This is a genomic window from Paenibacillus sp. FSL W7-1332, from assembly GCF_037969785.1.
Lineage (GTDB): Bacteria > Bacillota > Bacilli > Paenibacillales > Paenibacillaceae > Paenibacillus_AQ.
In genome coordinates this window covers 2,891,004-2,904,006 of the sequence record NZ_CP150209.1, presented here as the reverse complement: position 1 = coordinate 2,904,006, position 13,003 = coordinate 2,891,004, and the positions used below count along the sequence as shown (strand labels likewise).

The 13,003-nt window shown below is 49.1% G+C and carries 14 protein-coding genes; 2 read left to right on the top strand and 12 right to left on the bottom strand.

The annotated features are described in order from the left end of the window. Positions 1–16: 16 nt before the first annotated feature. The 4 genes from MKX98_RS12910 to MKX98_RS12895 form a co-directional block, all read right to left on the bottom strand. Complete coding sequence (locus tag MKX98_RS12910; protein ID WP_216531134.1) at positions 17–1,366, bottom strand: extracellular solute-binding protein; 1,350 nt, start codon at positions 1,364–1,366, stop codon at positions 17–19. 360 nt (positions 1,367–1,726) lie between these two features. Further along, positions 1,727–2,614: an aldo/keto reductase gene (locus MKX98_RS12905; RefSeq protein ID WP_339223285.1), complete on the bottom strand. Its 888-nt coding sequence runs from the start codon at positions 2,612–2,614 to the stop codon at positions 1,727–1,729. Positions 2,615–2,738: 124 nt separating this feature from the next. Then, positions 2,739–3,512: a glucose 1-dehydrogenase gene (locus MKX98_RS12900; protein ID WP_339223283.1), complete on the bottom strand. Its 774-nt coding sequence runs from the start codon at positions 3,510–3,512 to the stop codon at positions 2,739–2,741. Positions 3,513–3,593: 81 nt separating this feature from the next. Further along, complete coding sequence (locus tag MKX98_RS12895) at positions 3,594–4,097, bottom strand: GNAT family N-acetyltransferase (protein WP_339223281.1); 504 nt, start codon at positions 4,095–4,097, stop codon at positions 3,594–3,596. A 210-nt stretch (positions 4,098–4,307) separates the two neighbouring features. On the opposite strand from MKX98_RS12895, the gene xerS reads away from it, so the two are divergent. After that, a complete protein-coding gene (xerS, locus tag MKX98_RS12890; RefSeq protein WP_194542099.1) occupies positions 4,308–5,390 on the top strand; it encodes a tyrosine recombinase XerS in 1,083 nt (360 codons plus the stop codon). A gap of 8 nt (positions 5,391–5,398) precedes the next feature. Here xerS and mobB read toward each other — a convergent pair whose 3' ends face one another. The 7 genes from mobB to MKX98_RS12855 form a co-directional block, all read right to left on the bottom strand. Then, entirely contained in the window at positions 5,399–5,899 is a 501-nt protein-coding gene (mobB, locus tag MKX98_RS12885) for a molybdopterin-guanine dinucleotide biosynthesis protein B (RefSeq protein ID WP_339223279.1), read from the bottom strand. Next, positions 5,896–7,185, bottom strand: a complete 1,290-nt coding sequence (glp, locus tag MKX98_RS12880; protein WP_194542097.1) for a gephyrin-like molybdotransferase Glp — start codon at positions 7,183–7,185, stop codon at positions 5,896–5,898. Before glp ends, mobB begins: the two co-directional genes overlap by 4 nt. Positions 7,186–7,377: 192 nt before the next feature. Then, positions 7,378–8,109 (bottom strand): DUF4247 domain-containing protein, encoded by a 732-nt coding sequence (locus MKX98_RS12875; RefSeq protein WP_339223277.1) that lies wholly within the window; start codon positions 8,107–8,109, stop codon positions 7,378–7,380. A gap of 10 nt (positions 8,110–8,119) precedes the next feature. Beyond that, positions 8,120–8,626, bottom strand: a complete 507-nt coding sequence (locus tag MKX98_RS12870) for a DUF4178 domain-containing protein (RefSeq protein ID WP_076321199.1) — start codon at positions 8,624–8,626, stop codon at positions 8,120–8,122. A 30-nt stretch (positions 8,627–8,656) separates the two neighbouring features. Further along, positions 8,657–9,061: a DUF350 domain-containing protein gene (locus tag MKX98_RS12865; protein ID WP_071218177.1), complete on the bottom strand. Its 405-nt coding sequence runs from the start codon at positions 9,059–9,061 to the stop codon at positions 8,657–8,659. A 205-nt stretch (positions 9,062–9,266) separates the two neighbouring features. Continuing rightward, positions 9,267–9,935 carry a PspA/IM30 family protein gene (locus tag MKX98_RS12860; protein ID WP_071218178.1) on the bottom strand — a complete coding sequence of 223 codons (669 nt, stop codon included), beginning with the start codon at positions 9,933–9,935 and terminating at the stop codon, positions 9,267–9,269. A gap of 90 nt (positions 9,936–10,025) precedes the next feature. Beyond that, positions 10,026–11,048, bottom strand: a complete 1,023-nt coding sequence (locus MKX98_RS12855; RefSeq protein WP_339223272.1) for an NADH:flavin oxidoreductase/NADH oxidase — start codon at positions 11,046–11,048, stop codon at positions 10,026–10,028. Positions 11,049–11,214: 166 nt separating this feature from the next. Here MKX98_RS12855 and MKX98_RS12850 point away from each other — a divergent pair, with 166 nt between their 5' ends. After that, the gene (locus MKX98_RS12850) at positions 11,215–12,054 is read left to right on the top strand and encodes a polysaccharide deacetylase family protein (protein ID WP_339223270.1); all 840 of its coding nucleotides are present in this window, start codon (positions 11,215–11,217) and stop codon (positions 12,052–12,054) included. 93 nt (positions 12,055–12,147) lie between these two features. On the opposite strand, the gene MKX98_RS12845 is transcribed toward MKX98_RS12850, so the two are convergent. Next, the gene (locus tag MKX98_RS12845; RefSeq protein ID WP_220685732.1) at positions 12,148–12,873 is read right to left on the bottom strand and encodes a 3D domain-containing protein; all 726 of its coding nucleotides are present in this window, start codon (positions 12,871–12,873) and stop codon (positions 12,148–12,150) included. Positions 12,874–13,003 lie beyond the last annotated feature (130 nt).

Below are 13,003 nucleotides of genomic sequence, written 5' to 3'. Positions count from 1 at the left end.
CCGTTTCTGATGAAAACTATTTTTTGTTGGCATCCTCGGTTTTCTTCGCTTCTTCGATCGCTTGAGTAGGAGTTTTCTTGCCTTCCACTACAGGTTGGACGCTAGCACGAAGGTTACCAAACGTTTCTTGCGAAACTTTACTGTCAACCGGCGCGCTGATGGAAGCTGCTTTCGCGGCCATAGCGAAACCGTCAAGAGCTACTTGCGGCAATCCAGTCACTTCAACGTCAGCCGCAGGTGTACCACCGTTAGCCGAAGCGATTTTTTGAATGGACGCCGGGGAAGTCAGATGTTTCAGCAAGGCGATTGCTGCTTCTTTTTTAGCTGCGTCATCATAAGTGGCTTTGGAGAGATAGAAACCGGAACCGAAGCCGCCGACGATATCGTTACCGCTGCCAGCGCCGTCAGGAACTGTCGGGAATGGCAGTACTGTAGAGTTGTCACGGGTTTCATCGCTCCAACCGCCAATGGCCCAAGATCCTTCGATAGTCATGGCAGCAAGGCCTTCACTGTAATAGTTGCCGGACATGCTCAGGTCGATTGTTGCCGCATCTTTAGGGAATGCGCCAAGGTCATACAATTCTTTCATAGCCGCATACGCTTTTTCCCAGTTTGGATCGATGCCTTCAAGCAGACCTTTGTTTTGGCCTTCAGGACCTGCTGCAGACAAAATGGTATGCTCGATCAGATAGTGCGATTGGTCAAATGGTACGGACAAAGGAATAATGCCTTTGGCAGATAACGTTTTCACAGCTGTGGTCAATTTCGCCCAGTCTGTTGGAAGCTCCAAACCATTTTCTTCGAAGATTTTTTTGTTAACGAACAAGCCTTCATAGAAACCGGTCAATGGCGCTGCGTAAATGTTACCGTCTTTTTGCTTGGCAAGCTCGAGCGCATCAGGAATGAAGCCGTTCTTCCACTCAGCGTCCGCGTCGAGAATTTCGTTTAACGGCACAACTTTACCGGCATTGACGAATCCTTCTGCGTCAGCCCCGATGAAGTAGAACAACAAGTCAGGCTCGTTGCCGCTGTTCATGTCGGTGTTCACTTTCGTTCTGAAACCGTCATCATTTGCTGACATGGTGTCGTTGTCTATCTTCACGTTCGGATGTTCCTTCGTGAATTCATCCAACGCTGCCTGGAAGGCTTCGCGAGCTGCGTCAGTTCCTCCGAAAGTCGAGAACACGCGGAGTGAAACCGGAGCGGCTTCATCCTTCTTATCATCGGCCGGCGGAGTTGTTTCCGTCTTCGGAGTTTCTCCTCCTCCAGCAGCAGGAGTGTTAGTGCCACTGTTGTTACCGCATGCTGCGAGGAACATGGAGAGCAGCAACATGACACTCATGAGTAACATGGAAGTCCTTTTCATTTCTAATCCCCCTAAGTATTTTTTCAGAACCCTATGTAAATACTTGCTGTCTACCAGAATTTTATTCCAAGCCCTACTGGTTTCAAAGGGGGACATTCATCTTCTACAGGGGGAAATATTTCCATATCAATCTTTTATTCGCTTCACGCCTCCTTTTTTAGACTAGAAAATGTGCTAGGTATCGCGGAAACCCAGGTAAAATAAGGTAGTTGCTCACTGATGATATAGATAGGTATTTCCTTATTGTGAATTTTTCACATATTGAAATAACATCATTAATTTTATTACCAGCATTCGTATTCTTTTAAGCCGCAAAAAAGAGCCTGTCGAGAGAACTCGACAGGCTCTTTTTTAGATCACTTACACCTTACCCACCCAATCCGCACCGGCAACCTCTCGCCAGCGGTTGCGGATCGACTCGTAAATATCCTCCGGCAGCTGCCCTTTTTCCAGTAACGCAGCATTTTGCTCCCACCGCTCCGGATTTGCCGTACCGACGATGGCGGTAGCTACGCCCGGCGTGCTTAAAGTGAATCTTAACGCCGTTTCAACGCCTTGCTGAACATCGGCGAGAAAATCGTAATTCAACTCGCCTAGCCGGATCCAATAAGGATAAGCATAATCCTGTTCGCTTAGCGTTTCGTTCTTCCAGGCAACATTGGCTACCGGACGTTTGGCAATGATCCCTATGCCCTGCTTCATGGCAAGCGGAATCGTGAGATCGATCGCCTCCTGGTCGGCGATGTTCAGCGAAGTTTCAAAGCTGTCGAACACGCCGGTTTGAAGGGCATAGAGCGCATCGGTCGAATCGCCGCTGTAGCCGATGTACCGCGTTTTCCCCTGCTCCTTAGCTCTTCTTAACACTTCAATCACTTCGCCCCGGCGCAAAATCTCTTCCGAGCAGCTGTGAAGATGGATGACATCGACGTGGTCCACCTGCAGTCGCTTCAAGCTGCGGTCAATGCTCTGCGCAAGCATCACGGGATCCCAATCCGGATAATCCAAACCGGAAGCGTGGCCGCATTTCGTAAACAGGTAGTAATCATCTCTTCGACCTGACAAAGCCTTGCCGATTAATTCCTCGCTGTGGCCATAACATTCCGCGGTATCAATCATGTTAAGGCCTGCATCAATGGCGCTGTGCAGCAGCCGGTCAACCGTCTTTTGATCCGACTGGCCGATCTCGGCCCCTCCAAATCCCAACACACTAACCTGCATGTCCGTACGTCCAAATGCTCTTCGTTCCATCTTCCTTCACTCTCCTCCCTGTTCATCCCATTCATCATTACCCGACATGAATAAACCTGAAAGCCTATTTTCGTTACATTTTCGATTTCACTATATTTATTCTGTTTGAAAGAATGCTCCCCTGCTAGAATCCATAAATGCTAAGACCGCCATCCACCAGCAGCGTTTGCCCGGTCATGTAATTGGCAGCCTCCGACGCCAGGAAAACGACAGGTCCCACCACTTCTTCCAGACTTCCCACGCGCTTAAGCGGTGTCCGATCCAATATGGCCTGCATATAAGCTTCATCATTAAGCAGCTTCTCCGTCAGCGGAGTCCGGAAATACCAAGGTCCGACCGAGTTAACCTGAATTCCATACTGCGCCCACTCCATCGCAAGCACCTTGGTCATATGGATGAGAGCCGCCTTCGTTGAACCATAAACAACGCCTGTGCGAAGAGCCGTGTGTCCGCCTACGGAAGAGATGTTGATGATTCTTCCATTGCCCTGATCTTTCATAAATCGGGCAGCCGCTTGAGAAGCGACAAAAGCCGATTTCAGATTGGTTTGCACAATCACGTCCCATTCCGAATCCGTCACTTCCAGCGCAGGCGTACGAATGTTCATCCCGGCATTATTCACCAGTATGTCGATTCGTCCTGCCTGATGTACAAATTCTCGAATCGCTCCCTCCATCTCTTCTCTTACGGTCAGATCACCCGGCAGCACAAATGCCTGACCCTGGTTCAAGCTCTTGATCAGATTTGCAGTCTCCTCCAAATCGCTTCGGGTTCGGGACATCAAGCCGACTTCGCAGCCGGCCTCTGCCAATCCTATGGCTATGGCGCGTCCGATCCCGCGTCCAGCCCCTGTAACAAAAGCTTTTTTCCCTTCCAGATGAAAGCTCGGTAAATACATACGAATCCCTCCTAAACATTGATCTGTAACCAAATTTTATAAGCAAACAATGGAACGTTCCTTAAAATCCGTGAAACAATTCTAGGAATTGAAATATTGCGAAGGATTGTGGCGAACCGGATCAATATATTCCTCATATCGGCCGCCCGTATAAGCTTCAATGACTTTTCGCCAAAAAGCCTGCGCCGGTACATTACTGCTGATTTGCGTCACCTTCCAGCGTCCTTGGAAATGATCAAACAGCCGGGTTGCCGCCCAAGTCCCTAATCCCGTACGCCGATATTTTTGCATAACGAAAAACTCCGTCATGTAATAGTCCGCATCTAGGGCATCATCCATCCGCTCGATCAAGGCAAACCCGGCTGGCCGTTGATCAAACGTTATTAAATAAGGATATTTACGTTCTCGTTTTTTCCAGAATTCATCCAGATCCGGATAGGGTAAAAACAGCCCTTGATCATTTACCGAAATATCCAGATACTTGGTAAAATCATATAAGTACAATTGCATCAAGTTTACGATAACGGCTTGTTTCCGCTTGGGAACCAGCTCAATTCCCATACGTTCACATCGATCTGAAATCATGCTGCCGCCTCCCTAAAGCATCTCATCTATCATTTTAATGCTTCTTATCTTCATCGTATTATCCGCTCATTGTGGCACAAGCGCCATATCGGGTTCGTGAGAATCGACCATGGTGATCTGACACACGCAAGCAAGATCGACTTTCCATATGTTACACTAGTAATTAATGACACATGTCATTGCTATAAAGACAATCATTCGAGGTGGAACATGAATATACAAAAAGATATCGACCGTGCAAGACTCGATGAGAAATCGCCGGACATGCCTTGGTTTGTACAGCAATTTATCGACTACAAGCTCCCGGATCTCTCCCCCTCCACCCTGCTCGAATATGTAAGGGATTATGAAACGTTCTTTAATTGGCTCCGTTCGGAGGGGCTGTCACAAGCAGCCTCGAACCGCGAGGTAACGCTGCTTGAGCTGGAGACGCTGCGCATGGACAGCATCACCAGTTACCGGTTATATCTGACTACACGCCGGGAGGGGACCAACTCCAGAATCACGGTTTCCCGCAAGCTCTCATCGCTGCGCTCCCTGTTTCATTATTTAAGCCAGATTGCGGAAGACGAGGAGTTTTACCCGCTTCTCAAGCGTAACATCATGGCTAAAGTAGAAATTAAGCGAATTCATAAACCAAAAGACACGGCTGCCAAGTTAAAAGGAAAAATACTGGAAGAAGAAGAACTTCAGGATTTCATCACTTACATTCACGAAGGTTATGGGCTGGATGTGGAGCAGAACAAACAGGCGCTTTATGCGCATGAACAAAATAAGGTCAGAGATGCCTGTATCGCCAGCCTCATATTAAATTCCGGCCTTCGTGTATCCGAAGTGGTCAATTTGAATCTTGCGGACATCGACCTGAACAATAAAATGCTGCATGTCTATCGTAAAGGTAATAACGACGAAACCTTTAAGACCCCGGTCTACTTCCGTGCGCAAGCCAAAGACGATCTTGAATATTATCTGCAGCTTCGGCAGGCCCGCTACAAGGTGCCAAAAAAAGAAAAAGCTCTGTTCGTTGCACTGCGTAACGGCCAGAATGAAGGGCAGCGCATGACCAAGCGGGCGATTCAGGCGATGATCATCAAATACGCCAAGCGTTTTGGCAAGCCGTCCCTGACCGTTCATAAGCTGCGGCATTCGTTTGCCACCGACTATTATCTGCAAAATGATATTTACAAAACCAAAGAACAATTGGGACACGCGTCCACCGAGACAACTGAAGTGTATGCCCACTTAACGGACAAAACGATGTCCGAGGCGATTGAACGCCGCTCGGAGGACTAACTTCTTCATCATGACAGCAGCAGCGACGTGATCCGCTCCGTGTCATTCCATGTAAATAGGGGAACCGCTAGCCGCTGCTGCATCTCATGCAGGGCTGACGGTTCCTTTAGCATTTCAGGACGCACGACGATACCCCGGGTCTCCTTAACTTGATCCAGCAGCCCCATGTCCTCTGTTCCCCGCAGCAATACGAGCTTTGGATAAGGCTGCATCTTATAGCCTTCGACAAGCACCAGATCAAAATCACTGTACAAATGGATCAACGACGCAAGTTCCAGCTCCGTTCCCATCAGCATCGCCGTACGCCCCGGTGAAGCGATGGCGATCCCCTCCGCTCCCGCCTCTCGGAATTTGTACGTGTCCGTCCCTTCATGGTCCATTTCGAATCCGTGCCCGTCATGCTTGATGACGGCTGACCGAATGCCATGCCGTTTCAACTGTGGGATCAAGCTGGCAATCAATGTGGTTTTGCCGCTGTTTTTATAACCGCATATCTGGAAAACCTTCATGTCCAGGCCCCCGGCAGAACGAGAACTTGTACGGTTTGGCCTTTAACGGCACCACGAAGCTCTGGCGGAATCACGATTAAACAGTCACTGTCTTTAATCGTGATCATGACACTTGACTCATCAAGGGAAGCAGGTGTCGCTACAAGCTTGCCGTTTGACACCTCCAGGCTCCCCCGGACGAAACGGGTAAAGTTGTTCACTTTCGAATAATCCGAACCCAACTCTGCCGTCCATTCGGTTAAAAACAACTGCTCCATGCCAAGCATCTTTCGGATCGCAGGTCGGACAAACAACAGAAATCCCACATAACAGGCCCCCGGATTACCCGATAACGCAAAGAGCAGCTTGCCCTCCTTCACAGCCGCGGTTGTAACACTTCCGGGCCGCATTGTGACTTTATTAAACAGCATGTCCAGACCTCCGGATGTCACCAGCTCCCCCATAATATCGTAGTCGCCTACAGATACGCCGCCTGTCGTCACCACGATGTCATACACCTGGAGCGCTTCTTCCACCTTTTGGCGGGCGAGCTCGATATCATCCGGGATCGCCTCCATAATCACCGGGACACCACCGGCTTCCCGAATTTGCGATGCGAGCATATAAGTATTGCTGTTGCGAATTTTACCAGGTTCAAGCGGCTCGGTGATGTCCAATAGTTCGCTGCCCGTCGAGAATATTCCTACCACCGGTTGACGATACACTTCAACCTGGTGTATGCCAAAGGTGGCCAGAACCGAAATTTCTCCAGGTCCGATGAGTGTTCCTCTGCGGAGGATCAAATCACCTTCCTGAAGCTCGAATCCGAGGGGAGTAATATTCTTCCCCGTCTCGATGGACCGCTTGAAGCCTACATGGGTAAGGCCATCCTCTGTTCGAAGCTCCGTCGCTTCAAGCATAACGACAGCGTCTGCCCCTTCAGGCACCTGAGCGCCCGTCATGATGCGGGAAGCCTTGCCTTGCTCGATTGAAATGGAAGACACATATCCGCACGGGATCTGGTCGACAACCTCTAGCCACACCTGTTCCCCTAAATCGCATGCGGCTAAATCCGCTGATCGAACGGCATAACCGTCCATGCCCGAACGCGCAAAAGCCGGAAACGGGTGGGGTGCGATCACATCGGAAGCAAGCACACGTCCATCGCTGTCCTGCAGCCGAATAAGCTCCTCCTGACCAAGCTCCGCATTAGAAACGGCTAGCCTTTGCGCGTCCCTTACCTGCAATGCACGCCGATCAAATTTATGATTGTGTTTCTTAGGCAATATCGAATGATTATCCTTCACTACGCATTCCTCGCTTTCTGACTCAAAGAAAAAACTGACATTCTTACTGTACTACATTCTGCGCAATCTTCAAACCGAGCTTCCGGTCTCATCCATTCGCCGTTTTGTAGGAGGATCACAACAACCGAGTGTGTATGGGTCACCAGACAAAAAAGCGCATGGTCACTTGACCATGCGCTTGAACTCTTGGCTTTACCTTCGTCCCCTTCGGGAGATCCTGCCAGATCCGACTCGGGTCTTCGGCTTCTTGTACGATTTCTTCGGCGAATCGAACAAACCTCCGCCGCTTTCGCCGCGCTTGATCGTGCCGCGGTCTCCGCCTGTATCCGGATTTCGTCTGAACAGGCTTCCGCCCGTACCGGCAGAATCCTGGCCACGCCGGGTAATCTTCCCGCTCCGGTCCACCGTCAGCGGCGGAGCGATCTTCTTATCCTGGCTTGTTGGCTTCTTATAGTTACCTTGTGCCGGTTTATACACATCTTTACTTGTATACCCCCGGTAACCCCCGCCGCCCATCGAATCGAATAAATTCCCGATCAGAACGGCCGTTAAGTACCCTTGCAGGAAACTTGAATCATAATTGCGCTGAACATACTCCTTGGAGTCGATTTCGATCAGCGTATCGGTCGGCTTCTGGGGATCCTGCTGCAAATGGTAATACTCATCCCCATATACCAGAAACATCCGCTCGGTATCCTCAGGAGACGATTGATCCGGCGTGTTCGCCGCGATGAGCTCGCCTGCGACATCCGGAACGCTTTTATCAGCTGCCCGGTACACATAGGACGTTGCGTTTCCGTCTCGATTGACGGATTCCAGCGGATAGGTATCCTTGATATTCGGCGCTCCGCATCCACTCAATAATGATACGAACAAACTCAGCACCAATATGATTTTTATAGATATAAAAGAGCGTTCCTTCATGCCACCACTCCTAAGTCGCCCGGATAACTCGAACGTCCCCCGGTATCACTTTCTCGCCTTCATACAACATAAACCGCCCGTTCTGCCATTCAATCCGCAGCAGCTTGTAATCATCCGATTGGTATTGCCATACGTGCTGCTCCCCGCTTTGCGTAAACGCGGTACGACCGGTAATCGAAACATGCCCCCCATATTCCTCTTCCAGATGAAATACATGATCGTCCAGATCGATGATGGATGGTACCTCATCGGGAGAATCCAGCCGTCCATCGATCGGAGCGTATAACGCGTACTGTACCGTCTCGCGTTCTTCGATATGAAGGTAAGCAATGGTGCTGCCATCCTGCAGCGTCAAGACGACCGCATTACGACCGCGATTGTGCACGCGACCCGTGACTTCATAAGTGACCAGAGACACTTCGCAAATATCGCCAGGAGCCAGCTGCAGCATGCTTTTCTCTACCTTGGGCGGCTCCGGCTTACTAAATAAATTGCTGATTCTTTTCCACATACTCATCTTTCCTGTCCCCTATCTCCATTATGCGTTCTATAGGCAAGCGGTAATAATTAACGCCCCAACCACATGCAGCGAACCTGCAAACAAACCGTATCCCGTCTTTCCTTCGCGAGTCCCTTTGTCAAGGTTCAGCTTGCCGAAGTTACGAAGCATGAGCTCTGTTAACGATTCGAGAACCAGCAATATGATAAATGAAATGATCGATACCACAATGGCCTCAAGCAGATGATATGACGTTCCGATCGACACGGATAAAATATACCCTTGTGCGAACAGCTTCAGTATCAGTCTTGTGGTTACCGCCATATTACCCGCTTTCACTTCTTCAAGATCGTTATATTTCGTGAACAGGGAATCCACAAACATCAAAACAAACAACAGCAGCCCACCGACAGCTGTCCAAAGCAATACACGCAAGATCATATCAAAATCCATCTCTAAGCCTCCACATTCAACATACAAACAAACTCCTTGAGCTCGAACTGCTTCAATCGAAGACAGACGTTCATAAAGGGGATGTGCTCCATGTATATCTACGATCAATCAAACAAAAGCGAAGGAGAAGCACAGCTGTATTCAGCCCTGCTGTTTCTCCCTCGCCCCCTAAACTATATTACCTGTTAGACCACTGAATCCGTTTTTACTTGTTCTCGTATTGCTTCATCAAGGCTGCAAGCTCATCCTCAACGACTTTGTCCTTGCCAAGGTTCTCAAACTCTTCATCAAGGGATTTCTCTTTTGCCGACATTTCATTGCTTGCTTCCGCACGTGCTTCCATAGCGAGCATCTTCTCTTCCATACGTTTCAATCCAGCCGATGCTGTGTCGGAACCAAACCCGTTCATCGCTTTGTTGATCTCGGTTTGCGCTTTAGCCGCATTATAACGGGCGACCAAAGTTTCGCGCTTGTTCTTCATCGCGGTAAGCTGCTTACGCATTTCTTCCAGCTTGCCGCGCAGATTGTCAGCTGCCAGTTTGTTCTGATCGTAGCTTGCTTTGTACTCATCACGCTTGGCCTCGGCGGCCTTCTTCTCTTCCAGCGCGCGGCGGGCAAGATCAACGTTTTGAGCTTGTGCTGCCGTATGAGCCTGCTGCGTCCGTTTTTCAACAAGTGCAGCTTGCTCTTCATAAAGTGCTTTAAAGCGTTTCTCGATGGCAATTTGCGAAGCTACTGCTTTCTCGGCATCCTCAAGATCTTCCGTCATATCCCGAATGTACTGATCCGTCATTTTAATCGGGTCTTCCGCCTTGTCGATAATGGCGTTAATATTGGACATGGTCAAATCGCGCAATCTTTTAAATATGGACATCGTTCTCTTCCTCTCGCTTTCACTTTAAAATACTGGTATATGATTAATGTTTACGTTCCATGATCCAAAACGTTTCAAAATATTTTTTATTTAATATCCTCGTTCATACTGCTTGGGAACTTTCTGACCTCCATCAAGCGCCTTGGCGGCGTGAACCGCCCAGTAGGGATCCCGGAGCATCCCCCGGCCGATCGCCACCAGATCCGCTTTGCCTGACAAAATCACCTCTTGCGCGGCATGGTAATCATCCAGCATTCCTACCGCAATCACAGGCACCTTTAACAGCTGCTTGAACTCTGCTGCCAGATCCACCTGGTAACCGGGCTTCGCTTCCGGGCCGCCATTTGCGCCGACCTGGCCTTCTCCCCCCGAGGAGATATGAAAAATATCGACGCCGGCATCCCGGTAACGTGTGCAGACTTCCGCGCAGTACTGCACATCGTAGCCTCCGTCCACGTATTCTTTCGCAGATACCCTCATAATGATCGGCATGCCTTCAGGCAGCACTTCTTTAACCGCTTGAACAACCCGCTCGCCGAATAGCGGAAGATCTTGACCATATTCGTCACTGCGCTGATTCGTGAGCGGCGAATGAAACTGATGAATGAGATAGCCATGGGCGCCATGAATCTCAACGGTATCGAACCCGGCTTCAACAGCTCGACGAGCGCCTTCCCTAAAGGCTTGAATGAGCTCTTCCACTTCGGCCCCGGACAGCACCTTGGGCATTTTGTAATGGGAGCTGAACGGAATCGAAGAAGGGGCCACCGACGGCTCTGCATCCTGCGCTTTTCTTCCGGCATGCCCAAGCTGGATACCAATCTTGGTTCCATAAGAATGCACGCTCTCCACAATACGGCGATAGGCCGGAATCTGGTTGTCGTCCCATATCCCCGTATCCTGATTCGTGATCCGTCCATCCGGATGGACGCCTGTCATTTCCACAATAATTAAGCCAGTACCTCCTACGGCACGGCTGACGTAATGAACAAAATGCCAATCATTCGGAATCCCGTCCTCGGCTTGAACGGAATATTGACACATCGGTGGCATAACAATGCGGTTCTTGAGGGTCAAATTCTTGAAATTGTAAGGTGTAAACAAGTCTGCCAAGCGATTATCTCCTTCCATATCCAAATGATCAAGATGTAATAAAATCTGATACCGGTTATTATACACCTTTCTAAGGGAAAACTAAAAATCATCGCATTCCCATATTGAGGATAATCACCCAATCAACTGGGCATACCATATTAAAAAGCTAAAGGGGCCGATCGTGATGTTCAAACGATACCGCGCAGGAAGCTGCCTGTTGTGGATCATGTTACTCTTTTTAATAGGGCCGGACATTCCGGCAAACGCATCCGATGTACATCGTTTGTCACTTCACCCCCAGGAAACTTCCGTCATGTCGGAGTCCAGTCAGCATGCCAATCAAAGCAAGAACCAAATTTCAGACGATGCGCCGTCTTTAAGTCAATTGCTGAGAAAATACCCGGATACCTTTCGCTCTAGCGGACCCCGGGTCAAACAGATCGCTTTGACCTTTGATGATGTTCCGGATCCCCGATTTACCGGCAAAGTTCTGGACGTCCTTAAAGAGTATCAAGTAAAAGCCACATTCTTTGCAGTGGGGGAACGGGCCAAAAAACACCCCGATCTCGCAAAACGAATCCATGATGAAGGTCACGCCATTGGCAATCACTCCTATAATCATGCGCAGCTGAACAAGTTGAGCCTGGACAAATTTAAAGGCCAAATCGAACGTACCAACACGATCTTGAAGTCACTAACCGGTGTGGATCCGCGGCTAATCCGTCCACCTTACGGCGATATAAATGAAGAGCAGCTACAGTGGGCACGCAAAAACGGGTACAAAGTCGTGAATTGGAATGTTGACTCGCTCGATTGGAAAGGTCTGCCTAAGGAAGAGGTTAAGAGCAACATTCTGTCAGCTGTCGGACCAGGCTCGATCGTACTCCAGCATGCCGGAGGTGGCGTGGGATCGGACCTAACCGGAACGATTGAAGCGCTCCCGGATATTATTACCGAACTGCGGAGAAAGGGATATAGCTTCGTGACACTGCCGGAGATGTTAGGCGTGTCAGAGTCGAGATAGATCCCCATAACATAAAAAGACGGCTGACTGGAGCATTATTCCAGACTAGCCGTCTACCATATTAAAATTGTTTTTCGATGATGATGGATTGAATTATTCGATAATGAACAATTTGATATCCTGGATGCCGAATTGCTTCACGGACGATTGGGAACCCGGGATGAAGATATCAATCTTATTCCCTTTAATAGCCCCGCCGATATCACGTGCTTCTGCCACAAATGCCTTTTTCGGCAGACCTGGATGCTCATGCCCTGTAACAAGCACCTTGGTGCCGAGCGGAATGATTTTTGGGTCGACAGCAATCGTACCAAGCTCAAGGGAATTTCCGAAGTAATCAACAGCGCCCCATTTGCCGTTCTCGCTTGCAGCAGCAGAATATGCGGTTGCTTTGACGGACAATGTTTTGCTGTAATTAAATGTCTTGCCCCATGCTTCCACTACATTCTTCTCAGGGGAAACGCTCAAGCTAGGCGTAAACCCGGAAGCGCCTGGAGCGATGGGTGCAGCAGACGCTGTCGAGTTCATCGATACCGAGCCGGGAATGGTGATTTTCAGACCAGAGTATATATTCGTTGCTTTAATTTTCGGATTGGCTTTCATCAGCTTGTCCATATTAACGCCGTACTGTTTGGACAAATAATAGAAGGTATCGCCGTTCTTCGCTACGTGTACGGAGCTTGCATGGGCTTGCAAGCCGCCTCCGGCAAAAGTCATGCCTAGCGCAACGGCTGTAATGGTAAACCATTTTGCTGTTTTTCCAGCGATCTTATGGTTGAGTCCACGATGTTTAGTCCATGCTTTCATTTGTTGTAACATCTAAAGATGCCTCCTTATATGTAACTTGGTAAATCGGATGTAGTATGTCAACGAACATGAATATATCACAATTTTGTAACCTATACTGCAAGCAATTGTTACCAATACGCAAACAAAAACAGCGATAATT

What these genes read in the sequence shown, in the direction of transcription:
- MKX98_RS12910 (WP_216531134.1), bottom strand. Translation starts at nt 1,366, where the DNA reads ATGAAAAGGACTTCCATGTTACTCATGAGTGTCATGTTGCTGCTCTCC.
- MKX98_RS12905 (WP_339223285.1), bottom strand. Translation starts at nt 2,614, where the DNA reads ATGGAACGAAGAGCATTTGGACGTACGGACATGCAGGTTAGTGTGTTG.
- MKX98_RS12900 (WP_339223283.1), bottom strand. Translation starts at nt 3,512, where the DNA reads ATGTATTTACCGAGCTTTCATCTGGAAGGGAAAAAAGCTTTTGTTACA.
- MKX98_RS12895 (WP_339223281.1), bottom strand. Translation starts at nt 4,097, where the DNA reads ATGATTTCAGATCGATGTGAACGTATGGGAATTGAGCTGGTTCCCAAG.
- xerS (WP_194542099.1), top strand. Translation starts at nt 4,308, where the DNA reads ATGAATATACAAAAAGATATCGACCGTGCAAGACTCGATGAGAAATCG.
- mobB (WP_339223279.1), bottom strand. Translation starts at nt 5,899, where the DNA reads ATGAAGGTTTTCCAGATATGCGGTTATAAAAACAGCGGCAAAACCACA.
- MKX98_RS12875 (WP_339223277.1), bottom strand. Translation starts at nt 8,109, where the DNA reads ATGAAGGAACGCTCTTTTATATCTATAAAAATCATATTGGTGCTGAGT.
- MKX98_RS12870 (WP_076321199.1), bottom strand. Translation starts at nt 8,626, where the DNA reads ATGAGTATGTGGAAAAGAATCAGCAATTTATTTAGTAAGCCGGAGCCG.
- MKX98_RS12865 (WP_071218177.1), bottom strand. Translation starts at nt 9,061, where the DNA reads ATGGATTTTGATATGATCTTGCGTGTATTGCTTTGGACAGCTGTCGGT.
- MKX98_RS12860 (WP_071218178.1), bottom strand. Translation starts at nt 9,935, where the DNA reads ATGTCCATATTTAAAAGATTGCGCGATTTGACCATGTCCAATATTAAC.
- MKX98_RS12850 (WP_339223270.1), top strand. Translation starts at nt 11,215, where the DNA reads ATGTTCAAACGATACCGCGCAGGAAGCTGCCTGTTGTGGATCATGTTA.
- MKX98_RS12845 (WP_220685732.1), bottom strand. Translation starts at nt 12,873, where the DNA reads ATGTTACAACAAATGAAAGCATGGACTAAACATCGTGGACTCAACCAT.